Source organism: Arthrobacter sp. K410C (assembly GCF_059090105.1).
Genome location: NZ_JBNHFJ010000017.1, coordinates 39825 through 55479, shown reverse-complemented (window position 1 = coordinate 55479; position 15655 = coordinate 39825). Strand labels below are relative to the sequence as shown.

The following is a 15655-nucleotide window of genomic DNA, read 5'->3' as shown; positions in this document are numbered from 1 at the left end:
CTTCGCCGCGGACAGTGGGTATCGTTGTTCTGGAATGTTTTCGGTTCCGGGGTCGGCGCGGGAGCGCCCTGGTTGCGCGGAGGACCCGCCCAGCGATCATGGGACATATCAGAATGACAAGCAGCGATGGAGCTTCTGCTTGTCCATAAGCGGCATGCGGCTCAACGGCATGACGTCGAGAAGTTAGATTATGGTTTGTCGAACGTCCGCCGTATCCAAATTGAGTTTTGATATTGGGTGCGCTGCTTTTCGAGCATTAGACTCGCTGCACTGGCTCGCCTGGCGGGGTGGATGTTGGGGGCGGCGCGGGTTTTGATTTACGTGTTTTGCGGCAGCATCGCATCGTGTGCGAGGAGTGTCCGGCCTGAATGGTCTCAGAGTACCGGCGGCGTTATCCAGTGATTAGGCGACGGCGTTGTCTATCATGATCCGATTGACCGGTGCGTCTTGGGCTTCCATGACCGCGGCGGCCCGGGTGAGGAACGTGGAGGGAGGGCCTTTCTCGTCCGGCAGGACCTCGGCGTAAGCCAATCGGGAATGGTCATCGACAGCGACGTGGACGTAGTCGAAGCCAACTCTTGTGTGGGGTGGAATGGTTGGGGGCGGATTCGTTCGGTCTGCCCGCCATCCTTCACCGCCGGGAATCCTGCCGAGTTTCTTGACGTCGATATGGCTCATGTCTCCGGGGGGTCGCGTTCGTACCGGCGGTCCGTGGCACGGCTGCCCGGATTCGTTCCCCGGTCACCGCGTCCAGGTCCCCTAGCCTGGCATGCCAGCCCTGGCCAGGATCCGGGAGGCGGTCCGGGCACGGACCCCGCCACGCGCCACCAGGCCTGCCGGGGCCTTCAGGTGCTCCACCCACTGGCTCAGAACTTCGGCCGCAACCTTCGCCGAGTTGCCATACGGGCAGGAATCTGGACGGAAACTGCGTCCTAAAGCCGTCCCAACGGTGGGCACGGTACCCTGCTGATCCACCGGTGTGCGCAGGTCCTTTAGACACCCAATTCCTTGGCCACGTAGGCCACGGCACGGCCGGCGAGGACGCGCTCGATTGGGTCGCCTACCGTACGGAGTCAGGCGGGCATTACGGTGGGACATGAGGACCTCTTAGTCGTGGGCTGTGTGTCGTAGCCACCAACCTAAGAGGGCGTCTCCTATTCACGATAAACAAGGTCCTGACTCAGTACAGCTAGCTGGTCATGATCGGGTTACCTCACTCGCAGCGATGGGCTCGGCGATCCGCTTAATCGCGGCGAGTGTTTTCGGAATGCCGTCGAGCGCCTGCTGCGTTCGATCGGTGATCTCAGCGGACGCGCCGTTGCCGAATTTCTCCTCGAACATGGCGATCCCGGCTGGCAGAAATTGCCACGACTCGGTCAGCGTCGTCCCATTTTCTGCTGGGGTTAGGGTGAAGCCCCAGCGGACAAAACTGCGACCCACAACCCAGGCGAACTCCCGGCCGCGCTCGGCAGCCACCACCTGCGACCGGGTCTCCCAGGTCCGGTGCGGGAGCTCATTACGACCAGTGAACCAGGCACCGACGCGGCCGGCGATGGCCTCGTCGTCCCACCAACACGAAGTACAGACAGGGCTCCACTCACCGGTGCGGGTGACGTCGGAGACCATGTCGTACAGCGTCTCGGCTGAAGCCTGGACTGTGATGGACTCTTGGTAATGGCGGGTGATTGCCTTATCCATGGCTTCGTCCTTTCAGACGCTTACTACTTCTCACGCCGGCTGCCGCGGGCTGCTGCCGTGCCAATCCTGCTGCTTACCGATCGTACAGGCTGTGCATCCGAGGGCAGGTAACTGTGGCTGCTCGCCAAGACTGCGCTTCAGCTCTCCAAAACCAGGGAAGCGAGCGAGGCTGACCAGATGGTCTACAGCTCGGCGGCAGCGTCTTCGTCCGGCTGCCTGCTGATCACCGACCCGAAGAAGGCCACCCTTTGGGTGGTGGCTCAAAGTGGATGATGGGCCTGCCCAGATCCTTACCCGTCAACGCCCGCGCCCCATCCGTCTCCTGCCGGGAGCACGGGGATGGAGATGTCAGCAGCAAACCACGCCAAGGTCCTGTAGCGCGGACACTGCCGAACCTCTGGCCACTTCCGTTCGAAGTGTCCTGAACTGCATTGGGGAGTGTGGACATTGTCAACACTCGCCCTCTCAGACTGTGTCGTAGAGTCCTCCTACTGGCCCGAATTCCCTTGTTTTCGCGGTTTCCGAGTGTTTGCAGGGGATGGAAGACGGTTCGAGTCCCACCTCGGGCACAACGTTTTCCCTCGTCAGAGGCGAATTTGCTTTGACGTGTGTACAAAACTTGATTCGCGTCGCTCTGACGGGTTGGGCCGCGGGCTGTGGCCTGGCCGCCGCGGGGCCTGTTCAGGTGTGTGGGGTGGCGGGTTCAAGTCTCTGGCTGGTGGGCCTTCCGCCTGCTGTGAGTGGGTTCTTGCGTTTCCTCGTTCCGGTTATGTTGAGTAGGCCGGTGGTGGCGTACACCTATTCATGGGCCGGGGGAGCGGGGACAACATGACTTCGGCGATGTCGCTACAGGACGCACCCTGGAAGGCGGTCTTAGGCGTGCCCGCGAGAGTCCTGCCGAAGTTTGTCCTGCCAAATAGGGTGTGCACAGTGTCCACACTTACGTCTGCTTTATTGGACGGCCTGAGGACTTGAGTCCGATGTCAGGTCGGGCCATAAAACTTTCGATCATGGTGCCTGGAAAGTGATTCATGGATAGCAACGTGATTGCGATCGGGGTTGTTTGCTCCAATGAATGGCCTTGCTTCAGCAGCCTATGTGTCGCCTTCGGATGCCACTCCTCGCGTGTAAGAGGCGGCCAGGCCAGCTCTCGCCTGCTGCCCGGTTGTCTCGAAACGCTAGCGATTTGCGGCATCTAGGTTCCAAGAAACAACGCGACGGGGAATGCGCTCCGCGCAGGCCAAGGACCGTTGTTGTTAGTAGTCGCGGATGCCGCGGACAGCCGCCCGTCGTGCCTTGACCAGGGCTTCTTTGAGCAACGGCTCGTAGACTTCGATGCCGCGTCGGCCTAGGCGGGCGATGTCCTCGTCGTCGGAGACGGTGAGGTTTCGAAGAGTGTCGAGCGTGGCTGCGTATCGTTCGTGGTCCTCGCCGGAGAAAGATCCGACTTCAAGGGTGTTGAGGAGGTCGTCGGACTCGGGGTTGAGGGGCCGGAGCATGGTTGCGAGGGTGTCGAGTGGATAGCGGTGTCCGAATTGGAACTGGAGTGCGCCAAGGAGGTCACGGACGGAGATGTTAAAGGTAGGCTCGCTGATCGTTTCGGTGATCCAATCGGCGTCCTTGCCTGCGATGACCCAGAAGAGTTCGCGGGCGCGTTCGGTGGCCCGGACTTGCTGCCAGAGCTTCTTCCGTTCGGCCGGGGTGAGGAGCTGAACCGGCTCTTTCCATTCGTCGAGCACTCGGTAGTTACCGTACATAGTGCTCGTGGCGTGTCTGGTGAAGACTTCGATGAACACCTCTGGTGATGCTTTGGCGAGTGCATTGAGCGCTTGGGTGTGGATGTGGTCGTGTCTGCTGTTCTCAGGGAGGGTGTAGGACTTCATGGCGTTGAGCCAGTCCGGGTCATCCGGCGTCGGGTCGTTACCGTAGGTCCATTCGGCAACCCACAGTGCTGCCGCCATTCCCCGGACTTCATCGCTCGGGTGGGTGAACAGCGCGTGCCTGGTTGGGGCGGGGGCATGTTTCAGTGCGAATGCTGACTCGAGTTGTTGGACGTCACTGGGGGCTAATTGGGCTATGACTCTTTCAATAAGGGATGAGTTCGTGGATTGATCGATGACGGCGCTGATGACGCCGGGTCGGCCGTTAGGATCCGCAAGTAATCGGTCAACGATCGCGGGGGTGAGTTGGTCGGTGCGGGCGCATACGTCGATGAGCGCTGAGGCTGATCCTGCAAGGCCGTGGTCGATAGCCGCGGTGAGCCACTTGGTTGGTTCCGGGTCCGGTTGATAAGCGAGATGCGCGAACACTTGCCGGGTCCCTGTGGTGGTTTGGCCCGCGGTCGAGAGCTCGGGCTCGTGGGCCTTCAACCACTGCATCAGGGCTTGGGGTGCCTGTTGCTGGAATGGAGCGAGAGCATTGTCGAGTGCGGCTTCTTTGCGGCGCCTGATTTCGTCATAGGCGGTCAGGCGTCCGCGTTCGTGCGCAATGGCGGCGAACAGCTTCTCTGGTTCATCTAACCGGATATTGAGGGTGCTTGCCGCCTTGTTGAAACGAGCTCGCACGCCGGGTGTCGTGATGACTGGGGCGAGGGTGTTCGCGATGTTCTTCGCGATGCGTTTGCCGGCGCGCACTTGGGCGTTGTCGGTCTTGCCGCCGAATGGGAGGTCCCATCCATTCGCGATCCGCGCCCATTTGTCGAGCAGATCGATCATTGTGAGTTGGGCAGCGGGCGTTAGCCCAGGGGTGCGACTTGCGAGTGCGGGCTGAATAGTGTCGTATAGCTTTTCCATTTGGGTGGCGGCCCATGTAAACGACTGCAGGACGAACTGGTTCAGGACCTCGGGGTTCATGTAGTTGCCGTCGAACGTCGGGGCGAGGATTTCGGAGGTGAGCGCTGCCCAGACGGTGTCGATGAGGTCGGCGTCGGACACGGTCTGGAGTGCTTCGATGAGTTTCAAGAGACCGGCGATCTGGGGTTGGTCGCCGCTGCGCGCGTTGCGGACTTCTTCGACGAGCTCCTTGACCGCCGGCTTGATGTCGCATCCTGCCTGTTCAAGAACGGAGAGCGCGTTGACGAAGGTGCCAACGACGCCGGGGATGTGCCCTTCGACTGCATCTGCGACGCGTGCGGCTAAATGCTTCGCTTCGCTCTCGGCAGTCGTGGGATACCCGGCATTGAGCGCTGCAGTGATGCGGGATAGGTGGATGTCGACGACGGCTTGCGCTTGTTCGGGTCCGAGTTGACCGAAGCTTCGTAGGAGTTCGACGTCCTTCTTGGCGTCGGGCAGCACAGCGATGAGTTCGCCGGTGGTCGGCACTCTTGGGTGCGTTGCGCCGAGGAGTTTTGTGTAGATCTGGGTCTGCATGATGTCGGCGGCCAGTTCAGGGAATGTGTCCTGGACGTTGCGCAGTCGAACGGGAGAGGCCATGCCGGAGAAGTAGACCTCGGATGCGACGGCTGCGGCGATGATGTGAGGTTGGACGCTGTAGGTCTGGGTGTGCTCGATCTGTCGGGTCTCATAGTTATAGTGCTTGTGCTCTTGGGCGTCGACGAGGCCAGCTTCCGCGACGGATCGAATGAGCCGGATGAGTTCGGGTTCCCGGATCTTTAGGAGGTCGGCCATGCGGCGCAGCTGGTCGTCGTTGACCTGGCCGAGGAGCGCCAGGGTGCCGAGCACATCGACTGCGTCTTCCGATGCGTTGGACATGCGTAGGAAGGCGAGTATATGGTCTCGCAGCGACTTGCCGGTCCATACGGACTTCCAGTCGCTTTCGTGAATGAGGAGGTCGGCAAGGTTCAGCGCCCAGGCTGGGCGGCCAGCGGCTTGTGTAAGGATGTGTACGATCACTGAAAGCCGGGTGATGCCGCGGTCGCGGAGTATCGCTCCGAGCTCTTCGCGGGTAAGGAGGTCGACCTCGAGCTGGACCGCGTTCGGGAGGTGGTCTGCGATTCGGTTCCTTTCGTGTGGCCAGCAGGTTGCGATGATGCGGTAGTTGAGCTTTTCCGCGTTGCGCAGCTGTAGGAGCAGGTCGACGTCTTGGAGTCGTGCGCCGGAGTCGTCGACCACGACCAGGGCGGGCTTAGTTTCAATGAGGTCATCGAGAAGTCGTTCGGGCGTGGGTTGCCGTTCGAGGAATAGGGCGCCGTCGAGTTTGCTGGCTACGTGGCTCTTCCCGGCCCCTGGAACTCCGAACATGGTCACGTCGGAGTCTGACTCGTTCACTTCGGCGATGAGGGCGTCACGCCCAATGGTCGATAGTTGTTGTTCGTCGGGCCGTGATCCGCGCGGTTGACGCGAGAAGCTGAATGGGCCGCCTTCGATGTGGAGTATTTTGCGGCGCCAGCCGGGGTTCTCTCGGAATTGGTTCGCGAACCATGCTCGGTCGTAGACCTGCACGAGTTCGCAATTGAACTCCTTCGCGATGCCTCTGAGCTTTTCGCGCTTCGACCTGTTCGCTTCGGCGAGGTTGACCGCGATGACACGCTGAACGGGGACGTGGTTCTTCCGCATCGACCGCAGGCTGTCTCGCAGGCTCCGCTTCGCACCGTCCCAACTCCGCGAGGAGGTGATGATGAGACCGGTGATCCGCGAATCCTCAGTGATCTCTGCGTCAAGACCAAAGTCGGAGCCTCCGATGATGGGCACGAGTGCAGGGTGGACAGGACTGAGCAAGGAGGTAGCACAGTCTTCGAAATCGTGCGGGTTGATCCGCGCACGCGTATCGGAAAGTCGTTGATCGATGCGGTCGAGCAAGTTCACCTCAACCACCTCGGCGATCTGCATGCGAACTTGTTGATGGGCCCCATGGAGCGAGTTTATGCGCGAGCGGCGACATCGCCACATCTACCCCTCATGGTTTAGCAACATGCAATGCGGTCGGATGGAAGAGCGCATCCTCTCGGGCAGGATGACGTCGAATGGTGACAATTCAGGTCTGGCTCGAAGTATCCGCAGTGGACGATAGGATTTCATTGCAGGCGGAGGGCCTGGCCGATTCACCTTCATGACCGTGTGTTTCAAATCCCTTGAGATCTGAGACAAGTACGCCGTGCCCTCCATGATCCGCCAGGGTAACGGCGGTGCTATCGTCAACGTCTCCAGCCAGGCCAGCCTCGTCGCTCTCAGCGGACACATCTCCTACGGCTCGTCCAAGGCAGCCCTGGACAACATCACCCGTGTTTCCGCGCTCGAATTGGGCAAACACAATATCCGTGTCAACAGCGTCAACCCCACCGTCGTCATGACGCCCATGTCTGCTTGGTACTGGGGAAGGCCTGACATCGAGGGTCCGTTCCTCGACCAGATGCCCCTGGGACGCTGGGCAAAGGTGGAGGAAGTCGCAGCACCTATCGTCTTTTTGCTCAGCGACGCTGCTTCAATGATCTCCGGCGTTTCCCTGCCCATCGACGGCGGTTACAGCAGCCGCTAATCCCACGCTTGCCCCTATCTTTGGACATGGGCAACCAAAGACCACTGCCCGGTTCGCTGACTACAGCGGGCCGGGCAGTGACATTCCAACCACTAGCGGGAACTTCCAAAAGTTCTGCCGTTGCGCACCCTCATGTGATCGGCGGGACCCGAAGTCGCCGCGGGCGCGCATGCAGTGTCTCGATTCCCTTGGGAAATGAGATGTCTCATTTCCGTGGAGAGACGTCTGACCTGGACGGTCGCTGATTTTCTACGGAATCTTGTCATTTTCACAAGTTGACTGCACAAGCGCCCGCGGAATTCCGGGGGTTGTGCAGACGAGTATGGATATTGACGTCAGAAGTGCCCTGCACGAGACTGCATCCTGCTCAATAGTCCTCTGCACCAACCGTCATCTTTTCCGAAGCCGCCTGCACCAGCCTGCAGCAACTACTTCTTTGGCGCCTTGGTCGCGCGTGTTGCCGGGACCCATCGGTAGAGGGTGGGCACGGAGACTCCTAGGGTGTCGGCGACCTCCTGGGGCGGTGTTCCCTGCTTGAGGAGTTTGTGGGCATGCGTGCCAGGAGCTTCGTTGCTGGGTTTCTTGATCCATGAGACGGCCTGCCTAGGCGTTTATAACCGGGGAATGGTTAATGCCCATGTCCCTACGAGAACACCCCTGGGGCACCGGAATAGCCCCAGCAGACACTGCTTACCATCAGGGTAGCTTCTGATCCTCATGGTAAGCCGAAAATGATCTGTCTCAATGAGAGGATTGTGGGGGTGAGGTTCCCCGCGGCAACCCGATCCTTTTGACACCGTCGATAAGAGGTCAATTCGGACCCCACCGTTGACATGATGATCATGCTTCCGTTTCCAAGCCGCACGAAGGATGCTGAGGTACCGGGTAGGGAGAGGACGGCGACCATGGAACAGTACGACAGTACAGGCGTGGGCGGGTCGGGGAAATCAGTTGATCGGATCAACGATTATGCTCGGGGCATCTTTGAGGCAACGTCGTCCGCGTACTCGCTGATGGATCCCGAGTACGTGATCCTCGCCGTGAATCCCGCGTTCGTCGACCTCGTGGGAATCCCCTCCATTGATCTTGTTGGACACCAGGCTTTCGAGGTGTTCGGCGAGAACCCGTCCCAGGCAGAGCAGGAACCGGCCAGGGTGATGCGCGAGTCGCTTGAGCGTGTGAAGAGAACCGGGAAGAGGGACAACATGTTCCTTCATCGGTTCGACATCCCTGATCCTGGGCGCCCCGGCGCGTTCCTGGAGCGGTACTGGAGCCCGGTCAATAATCCTGTTTTGGATGAAGAGGGTCATGTGATCGCTTTCCTGCAAGAGATACGCGACGTGACCGAGCACCGCGAGGATCTCGTCCGCCTCCTGGCTTACCTCAGTGCTGATCCGGATGTGTCTGACGCCGAGCGGAAACAGCGCTTCACCGAGTACTCGGCAGCGACCATGGTGACATCGAGCCTTTATCACTCCGCGCGCAAAGAGGTGGAGCAACTGCAGGAAGCCATGAGGTCCCGGGCCGGCATCGAGCAGGCCAAGGGCATTCTCATGGCTCAGCACCGTTGCACCAGCGAAGAGGCCTTTAACCGACTGCAGGTGATGTCCAGCAACAACAACGTCAAGCTGAAGGACGTTGCCGCCGCCATCGTCTACCAAGCGACAGCACCGCGCAGAGGCAGATAGCCACCACGCATTTGTCGCGGCGCTGGTCTTTACTCGCCTAACTCCGTCGATCGTTTCTTGAACCGTATAGAGCGGATAGGCATGAAACTCAGCACGTGGCTTTTGTGACTTGTAGCGGTAGAAGCCGGAAATGACGGGCCGGCAGCTTACAGGCAGGGTCCGGCGAGGGTAGCGCAGTGCGAGGAGCTGAGTGCAGAGGACTTCGGACATTCCGTGTGACTTTCGGCGGAATATGGCGGCTTTTTCACGGCGCTATTTGTCGCATGGGGCAGCCCGCAAGGGGATCCTTCACCGGGACGTCGCATGTGGCTTCGCGGCATCAGGCGACGGTCTTGGCCTTTTCGAGGCGACCGCCGTCAGGGTGCGCAGGCTGATGGCGGCACCGAGGACCGCTGCGAGCAGCACGGCCAGCGCAGCGGACCCAGGGCGGCGAGGACCTCCCACCACTCGGCGGGGCCGGCCTGGACGAAAACGTCGAAGGGATCTGGGGAGGGTGTCACGGCACCAGCTCAAGCCCCGTGCTTCCTGACGCGATTCGTGGCTGACGCGGCGGGCGGTGGCAACCCGGTCCTCTTGACCCTGGGGCCCGGGTTGGCGCAACACTACACTCATGCCATGAACGACGTGCTGACGCTGAGTCCTCCGGTTCAACGCAACGTGGGCGCCAACCGGGCGGGGTGAAGCAACGCCATTATTTGCCTGAAGGACGGAAACCGGAGTGTTGACACTGTCAACAGATTTGGCTTCGGAGTGGGTCCTACCTTGCGCGGATCGGGCCGGTCGAGGACGTTCTTGGTAGTTCCCAGTGTTTCCAAGGCGGGGAATACGGCTCGAGTCCCACCTCGGGCACAGTGTTTCCGCAGGTCAGAAGCTTTTTGTTTGTGGGCTGTTGACAAAGCTTGACTGTTCGAAGTCATCTAGGTCGCAGTGCGCCTCATCTGTCACAATTTGCGCTCGGCCCCTCAGTGTCCTGAGCAACTTCGCCCGGTGAAGGGACCGCAGCATACTCCTGAGGAAGCTTTCCCTAAACTCGTTGCGTGACAGACAGCAAAGTACTCAGCGCCTACAGCGCACGAGCTGAGGAGTACACGGATCTTCTTGGTTCCGGTGAAGACATGCACGAGCTGGACCGGCAACTCATCGCACAATGGGCAGCAGGCATCACAGGACCAGTGCTCGACGCCGGTTGCGGTCCCGGACACTGGGCTGACTTTCTGCACCAGCAGGGGGTCGACATCTCCGGCATTGATCTCGTCCCCGAATTCATCGACACTGCCCGCCTGCGGTTTCCCCGAAGTGCAGTTCGGGGTTTCCTCGATTCAGGCACTGGATGTCGCGGACGGCAGCCTGGGCGGCGTGCTCGCACGGTACTCACTGATTCACTTGGCCCCCGCGGAGTTGCCCGGGGTTCTGGCTGCGCTTCGCCGCGTACTCAAACCACAGGGGCACCTGCTCATTGGCTTTTTCGAGGGCGTGCCTGGCGAAGTGTTCGATCATGCGGTGACCAAGGCCTACTACTGGTCGGTGGACCGGATGAGCCAGCTGTTGCAGGACGCAGGATTTGCTGTCCTCGACATCGAGACCCGCCATGATCGCGGCAGCCGGCGTCATGCAGCCATGGGTGCTGTGGCTGAATAGCAGTACTACGGGGCGCGACCATGCCCTCAGCCCGCGGGGCTCTGATCCATCAGGCCGTGCCCGCGCTGGTCGCAGTCACCTTTGGACGGCCTGAGGCCAAATCAACCCTCTGGGCCCGAGTTTGCGCCACCGGGACAGAGAATGTCGCGAAACCTCGCCTAGACCAATCGACTCAAGAGCTGGGATATGGACTAGCGGTTGAGCCAGTACGCGTACGCGAGAGCGGCTGAGAGATTGGTGTCGTTGTACTCGGGAAACTTGGCTCGCAGTTCTTCCAAGTGCGCGCCTTCCCAAGAGCGGCAGACTAGGTTTGAGGCCTTCTTGATGACGTCGTCTGCTTTGTGTTTGGCAGCTTCGATGTCGTGTGACGGGAAAGAATTGCCCAGTTCATGCTGAATGTCGATATAGCCCAGGCCGTCCTGGACGTAGTGGCTGCCGTATCTCGTATTGAGAAGGTGCGGGACAAACACTGCGTTCAGCACATCTAGTGTTTTGGCTTTTTCAATGTCCAACTGCCGGCGCCGAAGACTGTATTGCCTGTGCTCCTCTGCCCATTCCATCGCGCGGCTGAGTTCCTGTTCATAGGCTTCGAGCGGGAACCCCGGGGCGACGGCTTGCATCCGTTCGAGGGTGCGTTCCCAAGTCCACCCGTGATACAGGTGGCGGCAGGCATGCCAGTTGGAGCTGGCCCTGATTTCAGCAACCGAGTCTGGTTCATCGGCACCGTCCTGGTGCGAACTGTGATCCAGGCGGCCGTTTTCGTTCCCCATCATCCAACCTTATTTCCAGTACAAGAGTTGCGCGCCTCAGCTGCTGCCAGCTGTTTTGGTAGAGGTGCCACTTATGTTGACCTGCCCTTGCCCTGGTCTTCAGGAGAACGGACGTACCTGGGTCCAGCCCGGGTCAGAATTGTGTTGGGTAGTCCCGCCTGCGGCGCGAGCAGCAAGGTCGATCGCATCGCGCCCGTTCTGGTCTTCGGAGTCGGAGTAGTAGTGCAGCGTCCTCACGCCGGCGGCCGTCTCGTGGGCGACCAGTAGCCCCCGGAATCCCAACGATTCTGAGATGGCATCCTCGAGTCCGCGGAGGACATCGAGCGAATCTGTCGTGGGCAGTCCGTCGTCCCGTTTCTCCCGGTAGGGGAGATGAACTGCCGTGTGCAGATCGAAGAGTGGGTAGTCGATCCAGCGCAGTGGCCGGCGGGCGCTGACGATCAACCTCCCGCCACTGGGGTTCCGTCCCTCCATCACAACCCAGTTGTCTGGTTGTTGTTGCGCCTCCAGTGCACTGACGGCAGCCGTTAGATCTGCTGCTGTTGCGGTGGCTGCATTGTTGGAGCAGGTTGTGTCGATCGTGCCAATCCATCGTTCCACCCCGTCCTCACCAAGGAGCCAGTCGAGGAGCAGGAAGGAAACCTGGAGGGGGCCTTGCCCGGACATTGTGCTGAAGAGCGGATGGTGAACAGAGATGTCCAGGGCTTCACGCTCAGAATCTTCCGTGATGCTGAAACGGGTCTCCTTGAGGTGGAGGCGGTGGCCATCGACCTCGATGGAGTTCTCGAGGACTCCGGAAACCGGCTGGCGGGCAGCGGCGAACTCCCAGGAAGCATCCGCAGCCGGCGCTGCCCGGAGCCACTGTTCAGCAATGCGGCGTACTGCCGCATCGCCCTCCGCGCTGACAGTAAGCAGGTTGCGGGCCGTGCAGCCGGGGCCGGTGTCCCAGGCTAAGCCCGGATGAACAGCCGCGAGTCGGGCGCTCATCTCATCGGGAAGTTTGCCCCACTGACCAGTCACCACCGCGGCATCAAACAGGGCGGCGCCCTTCGATATCCACCATTGCCAGAACCCGCTAATCGGATGAACTGAGACCTGAGGAGTCTTACGTGTGAAGAATCCCATCTTTCCCCCTTTTGGGCGCACGGTGCCGCCTTGGACGAATCTACCCCAGGGATGCACGGGGATGTCCGCCTCATCCGGGGTGGTAGCCGCCGGCTGTCCCTGGTGAGTGACGGTTGCCTGCACCCTCCGAACGCCCCGACCACTACAGCCCAAGCGCCTGAGCCGATTTGCGGCCACGTCGTGGGCCAGCGCACGCCTCCCCGGCTTACTTCTAGCGAGCTTTCCTCCGTCCCGGCTCCGCAGCCCGCCCAATAGGCATAGGTGGGGCGAGGCAAGCAAAGCGGTGCTGGGCAACAGTCTGCCGCCCGGTAGCGTTCTGTGTGTGACAGCAGAAGAGCATGAACTGACTGGTGGTAATGCTTCAGAGAGCGTGGTGCGTATCGGCGGCACCGTCCGGAAGCCATGGCTGGAGAACTCCGCAGCGGTGCAGAGCTATCTGGGCGTACTTCGTGCGGCGGGCGTCGACGTTCCCCGGCCTCTCGGCCGCGATGAAGCCGGGCGTCACGTCATTGAGTACGTGGAAGGTGTGTCGGCGCTGGATGAACTGCCGCTTGGCCACGATGAGCTCCTGAGGGTGGGCAGTCTGATAAGGCAGATCCACGATGCCAGTGAAGGCATGGCCCTTCCCGACACAGAAGGGTGGACCATGCTGCTGCCGGCAGAAAACCCGGACCTGATGTGCCATAACGATCTGGCTCCCTGGAACCTGATCATGGGGGAGCGGTGGGTCTTCATCGATTGGGACGCAGCCGGTCCAAGCACAAGGCTGTGGGATCTGGCGTACGCTGCCCAGTCTTTCGGCGTGCTCTTTGACGGGCAACCGGTGGACCAGGCTGCGCTGAGATTGCGGGCAGTGGTGGACGGTTACGGAGCTGATGAAGCACTCCGGCGAGCCTTGCCTGAGGCGATGGCGAAACGGACCGCCGCTATGTACAACCTCCTGGAGTCTTCCCACAGGACAGGCTTCCAGCCTTGGGCTGACATGTACGTGAACGGCCACGGCGAGCACTGGCGGGCAGCCGCTGACTACGTCCGCCGGAACCAGCCAGCATGGGAGCAGGCCCTCGCGTAGAAACTTCTGTGCTGACAGCATCCGCGGCTTCCAGCTCACTCCTCGATGAGCTGGCAGACTGTGGGGATGTCTGATGCCCTGTCTTTTCTTGAGCGCTTCGTTACCGCCGTCAACGAAGAGAGACTCGGCGCCTACGGTGTGCATGTCCTGATCGGCGAGAAAACGGCACAACACCGGTGGCGCAGCGACGACCGGGAGAACATTTACTCGGTGTCCAAAGGTGTATGCGCACTCGCGCTTGGAATGGCGATAGACGAGGGCATTCTGTCGCTCGAGACCACAGTGCCTGAGCTGCTTCCCACGATGGGGCTCGGTGCCGGCGTGGAGACAGTGACTGTTCGGCATCTGCTGACGATGTCGAGCGGGATCGACTTCGCCTGGTTCGGCGACCAGGAAGTGCCGTGGCCGGACCTGGCCCAGGAGATGCTGCGAAGGCCGACGTCGGGCCCGGGTTCGGTGTTCCAGTACACCGACGCGAGCACCTACGTTGCGATGCGCATGCTGGGTGCAGCAGTGGGCGATGTTCACGACTGGCTCATGCCGCGAGTGTTCGACCCGCTGGGCATCCACAACCCGCAATGGCACCGGTGCCCGCTGGGTTGGATAATCGGAGGAAGCGGCCTGGAACTGCGAACCGAAGAACTCGCATGCATCGGCCGTCTGCTTCGCGACCGCGGACTCTGGGAAGGCCGGCAGCTCGTGGACCCAGCATGGGTGGACCGGATGCACGCCTCCTGGGTGCAAACCGGCGGTGGTCCGCCCTTCGAACGCTACGGGCTTGCAGTGTGGGACGGACCCGGCGACTGCTGGCGCCTGGACGGCAAGTATGGGCAGTACGTGGTCATCAATGAGGAACACAACGCGGTAGTCACTATCACCGCCCACGAGGAGCTACGGGATTGGCGCCTCACGGAGCTTGCCCACGAAGCCATCAAAGGCGGGTTCACCAGCGGCCGCGACAGTGTATTGGGGCAGACCCAGCGTTCGTGAGACCAGAATAGGGCCATGCACAAAGTAGAGATCGGACGCCGGCAGCGCCTCACATTCGACGAGGTCAAGCGGTCATCCAGCGGAGAACCGGAAAGCGTGTTGGTGTCCGTTGAGTTGGAGAACCTCAAGGCGCGAAGAGAAGTTGCAGCCCACTACGGGAACGGCTTCGACGACCTCGCGGCGTTCTTCCAGGACCTGGCCAGCCATTGGTCCGGCTGGGAAGGCGCCAAGTCGTACAAATCCCTGGAGGGCGACCTCCTGCTTAGCGCGGAACATACCGGCAGCCGCGTCCAGCTCAGTCTTATCCTGCAGGATCCCTCATTCCCCGGAACCTGGTCTGTCCGGGGCCTGCTTACGTTGGATGCTGGAAAAGAACTGGCTCAAGTCACTGAAGCACTTGGTGAATTCTTCTCCTACCGGGGCTACATTGATGAGGGCCCCTGAGCGCTCTGAAGATCCAGCCGGCTATATCGGATGGGCCGCGGACAACTCGGGCGCCTGCTGGGACCATCCCTCCGTATCTGCTGACGATGTCATACCAACGCACCAAGAAGGAGTATCACCATCACTACTCATTCCACCGACCCATGGCGATCTTGCTGACAAGCTGGGCGTAACTGCTGAGGAGTTGCTGCACGACGATGGGACGATCCTGGAAGCCTGGTTACGGGACCGTTTACATCCCCCGGCAGGGTTCCGGATGCCCTACGGCATTGCGGAGCTCTACGAGGTCGGCGTCGAGGACATTTCCGAGCACGGCGGATTTTGGGAGGGGCCCGTCTTTGAGGGCGGGCAGTGGAAGGTAAGCACGCACTGGACGGCCGAGCAGGGCCTGACTTTTAGCATCGAGGGCGACGTGGACAACGCTATTGCCGCCGGTGAAGCGCCAGAGGTTGCCGCGGTGCTGGCGGAAGTCGCTGCGATGCAAGCTGCCGGCGAGGTCTAGCCCGACGGCTGGAGCACTTCGGCTCCTCTCTCGGATTAGGTATGGGCAACCCCTCACGAATGGTCTTGCTGCTTTGCGCCTTGCTCCTTGCCGGCTGCGCTGCTCCTGCTGGTCCTTCGTCAGATGCGTACAAGCGCTCCAGCAGCCATGACGGGTCCTGGAACGTCGGCGCAACCCACCCTCGTCACGACACCCTGGCACCCTGCGAAGTGGATCCAAGCGTTGAACGCGCCTTAGTGACCGCCGACCTGCCCTCCTCGCATCTCGGCATAAAACTTCTGCCTGGTTCTACCGA

At 60.9% G+C, this 15655-nt stretch carries 13 protein-coding genes and 1 pseudogene; 7 read left to right on the top strand and 7 right to left on the bottom strand.

Annotated elements, in window-relative coordinates; translation table 11 throughout:
* Positions 1 to 402: 402 nt before the first annotated feature.
* The 3 genes from AC5RU7_RS18110 to AC5RU7_RS18100 form a co-directional block, all read right to left on the bottom strand.
* On the bottom strand, positions 403 to 678 hold the full coding sequence (locus AC5RU7_RS18110) for a hypothetical protein (RefSeq protein ID WP_494053397.1): 276 nt from the start codon (positions 676 to 678) through the stop codon (positions 403 to 405).
* Between the two features lie 519 nt (positions 679 to 1197).
* On the bottom strand, positions 1198 to 1698 hold the full coding sequence (locus tag AC5RU7_RS18105) for an SRPBCC family protein (protein WP_494053396.1): 501 nt from the start codon (positions 1696 to 1698) through the stop codon (positions 1198 to 1200).
* Positions 1699 to 2954: 1256 nt separating this feature from the next.
* Positions 2955 to 6485, bottom strand: coding sequence for a hypothetical protein (locus AC5RU7_RS18100; protein WP_494053395.1), 3531 nt, complete (start codon positions 6483 to 6485; stop codon positions 2955 to 2957).
* Between the two features lie 265 nt (positions 6486 to 6750).
* Between AC5RU7_RS18100 and AC5RU7_RS18095 the strand changes: the two genes are divergently transcribed.
* Complete coding sequence (locus AC5RU7_RS18095; RefSeq protein WP_494053394.1) at positions 6751 to 7131, top strand: SDR family oxidoreductase; 381 nt, start codon at positions 6751 to 6753, stop codon at positions 7129 to 7131.
* 428 nt (positions 7132 to 7559) lie between these two features.
* On the opposite strand, the gene AC5RU7_RS18090 is transcribed toward AC5RU7_RS18095, so the two are convergent.
* Complete coding sequence (locus AC5RU7_RS18090; RefSeq protein WP_494053408.1) at positions 7560 to 7718, bottom strand: helix-turn-helix domain-containing protein; 159 nt, start codon at positions 7716 to 7718, stop codon at positions 7560 to 7562.
* Between the two features lie 318 nt (positions 7719 to 8036).
* On the opposite strand from AC5RU7_RS18090, the gene AC5RU7_RS18085 reads away from it, so the two are divergent.
* Positions 8037 to 8819 (top strand): ANTAR domain-containing protein, encoded by a 783-nt coding sequence (locus tag AC5RU7_RS18085; RefSeq protein ID WP_494053393.1) that lies wholly within the window; start codon positions 8037 to 8039, stop codon positions 8817 to 8819.
* Between the two features lie 356 nt (positions 8820 to 9175).
* Here the strand turns inward: AC5RU7_RS18085 and AC5RU7_RS18080 are convergent, their stop codons facing one another.
* Positions 9176 to 9319: a hypothetical protein gene (locus tag AC5RU7_RS18080; RefSeq protein WP_494053392.1), complete on the bottom strand. Its 144-nt coding sequence runs from the start codon at positions 9317 to 9319 to the stop codon at positions 9176 to 9178.
* A 615-nt stretch (positions 9320 to 9934) separates the two neighbouring features.
* Here AC5RU7_RS18080 and AC5RU7_RS18075 point away from each other — a divergent pair.
* Positions 9935 to 10457: pseudogene (locus AC5RU7_RS18075) on the top strand (class I SAM-dependent methyltransferase).
* 191 nt (positions 10458 to 10648) lie between these two features.
* Here AC5RU7_RS18075 and AC5RU7_RS18070 read toward each other — a convergent pair.
* Both AC5RU7_RS18070 and AC5RU7_RS18065 read right to left on the bottom strand, forming a co-directional pair.
* Entirely contained in the window at positions 10649 to 11230 is a 582-nt protein-coding gene (locus AC5RU7_RS18070; RefSeq protein WP_494053391.1) for a hypothetical protein, read from the bottom strand.
* Positions 11231 to 11326: 96 nt separating this feature from the next.
* Complete coding sequence (locus tag AC5RU7_RS18065; RefSeq protein ID WP_494053390.1) at positions 11327 to 12214, bottom strand: DUF695 domain-containing protein; 888 nt, start codon at positions 12212 to 12214, stop codon at positions 11327 to 11329.
* A 460-nt stretch (positions 12215 to 12674) separates the two neighbouring features.
* Between AC5RU7_RS18065 and AC5RU7_RS18060 the strand changes: the two genes are divergently transcribed.
* The 4 genes from AC5RU7_RS18060 (at position 12675) to AC5RU7_RS18045 (ending at position 15360) form a co-directional block, all read left to right on the top strand.
* Positions 12675 to 13424: a phosphotransferase gene (locus tag AC5RU7_RS18060; RefSeq protein ID WP_494053389.1), complete on the top strand. Its 750-nt coding sequence runs from the start codon at positions 12675 to 12677 to the stop codon at positions 13422 to 13424.
* A 66-nt stretch (positions 13425 to 13490) separates the two neighbouring features.
* Positions 13491 to 14414: a serine hydrolase domain-containing protein gene (locus AC5RU7_RS18055; RefSeq protein WP_494053388.1), complete on the top strand. Its 924-nt coding sequence runs from the start codon at positions 13491 to 13493 to the stop codon at positions 14412 to 14414.
* Between the two features lie 15 nt (positions 14415 to 14429).
* Positions 14430 to 14858 carry a DUF6228 family protein gene (locus AC5RU7_RS18050; protein WP_494053387.1) on the top strand — a complete coding sequence of 143 codons (429 nt, stop codon included), beginning with the start codon at positions 14430 to 14432 and terminating at the stop codon, positions 14856 to 14858.
* Between the two features lie 256 nt (positions 14859 to 15114).
* Positions 15115 to 15360: a hypothetical protein gene (locus AC5RU7_RS18045; protein WP_494053386.1), complete on the top strand. Its 246-nt coding sequence runs from the start codon at positions 15115 to 15117 to the stop codon at positions 15358 to 15360.
* The last annotated feature ends 295 nt before the right edge of the window (positions 15361 to 15655 follow it).

What these genes read in the sequence shown, in the direction of transcription:
- AC5RU7_RS18110 (WP_494053397.1), bottom strand. Translation starts at nt 678, where the DNA reads ATGAGCCATATCGACGTCAAGAAACTCGGCAGGATTCCCGGCGGTGAA.
- AC5RU7_RS18105 (WP_494053396.1), bottom strand. Translation starts at nt 1,698, where the DNA reads ATGGATAAGGCAATCACCCGCCATTACCAAGAGTCCATCACAGTCCAG.
- AC5RU7_RS18100 (WP_494053395.1), bottom strand. Translation starts at nt 6,485, where the DNA reads ATGCAGATCGCCGAGGTGGTTGAGGTGAACTTGCTCGACCGCATCGAT.
- AC5RU7_RS18085 (WP_494053393.1), top strand. Translation starts at nt 8,037, where the DNA reads ATGGAACAGTACGACAGTACAGGCGTGGGCGGGTCGGGGAAATCAGTT.
- AC5RU7_RS18070 (WP_494053391.1), bottom strand. Translation starts at nt 11,230, where the DNA reads ATGATGGGGAACGAAAACGGCCGCCTGGATCACAGTTCGCACCAGGAC.
- AC5RU7_RS18065 (WP_494053390.1), bottom strand. Translation starts at nt 12,214, where the DNA reads ATGAGCGCCCGACTCGCGGCTGTTCATCCGGGCTTAGCCTGGGACACC.
- AC5RU7_RS18055 (WP_494053388.1), top strand. Translation starts at nt 13,491, where the DNA reads ATGTCTGATGCCCTGTCTTTTCTTGAGCGCTTCGTTACCGCCGTCAAC.
- AC5RU7_RS18050 (WP_494053387.1), top strand. Translation starts at nt 14,430, where the DNA reads ATGCACAAAGTAGAGATCGGACGCCGGCAGCGCCTCACATTCGACGAG.
- AC5RU7_RS18045 (WP_494053386.1), top strand. Translation starts at nt 15,115, where the DNA reads ATGCCCTACGGCATTGCGGAGCTCTACGAGGTCGGCGTCGAGGACATT.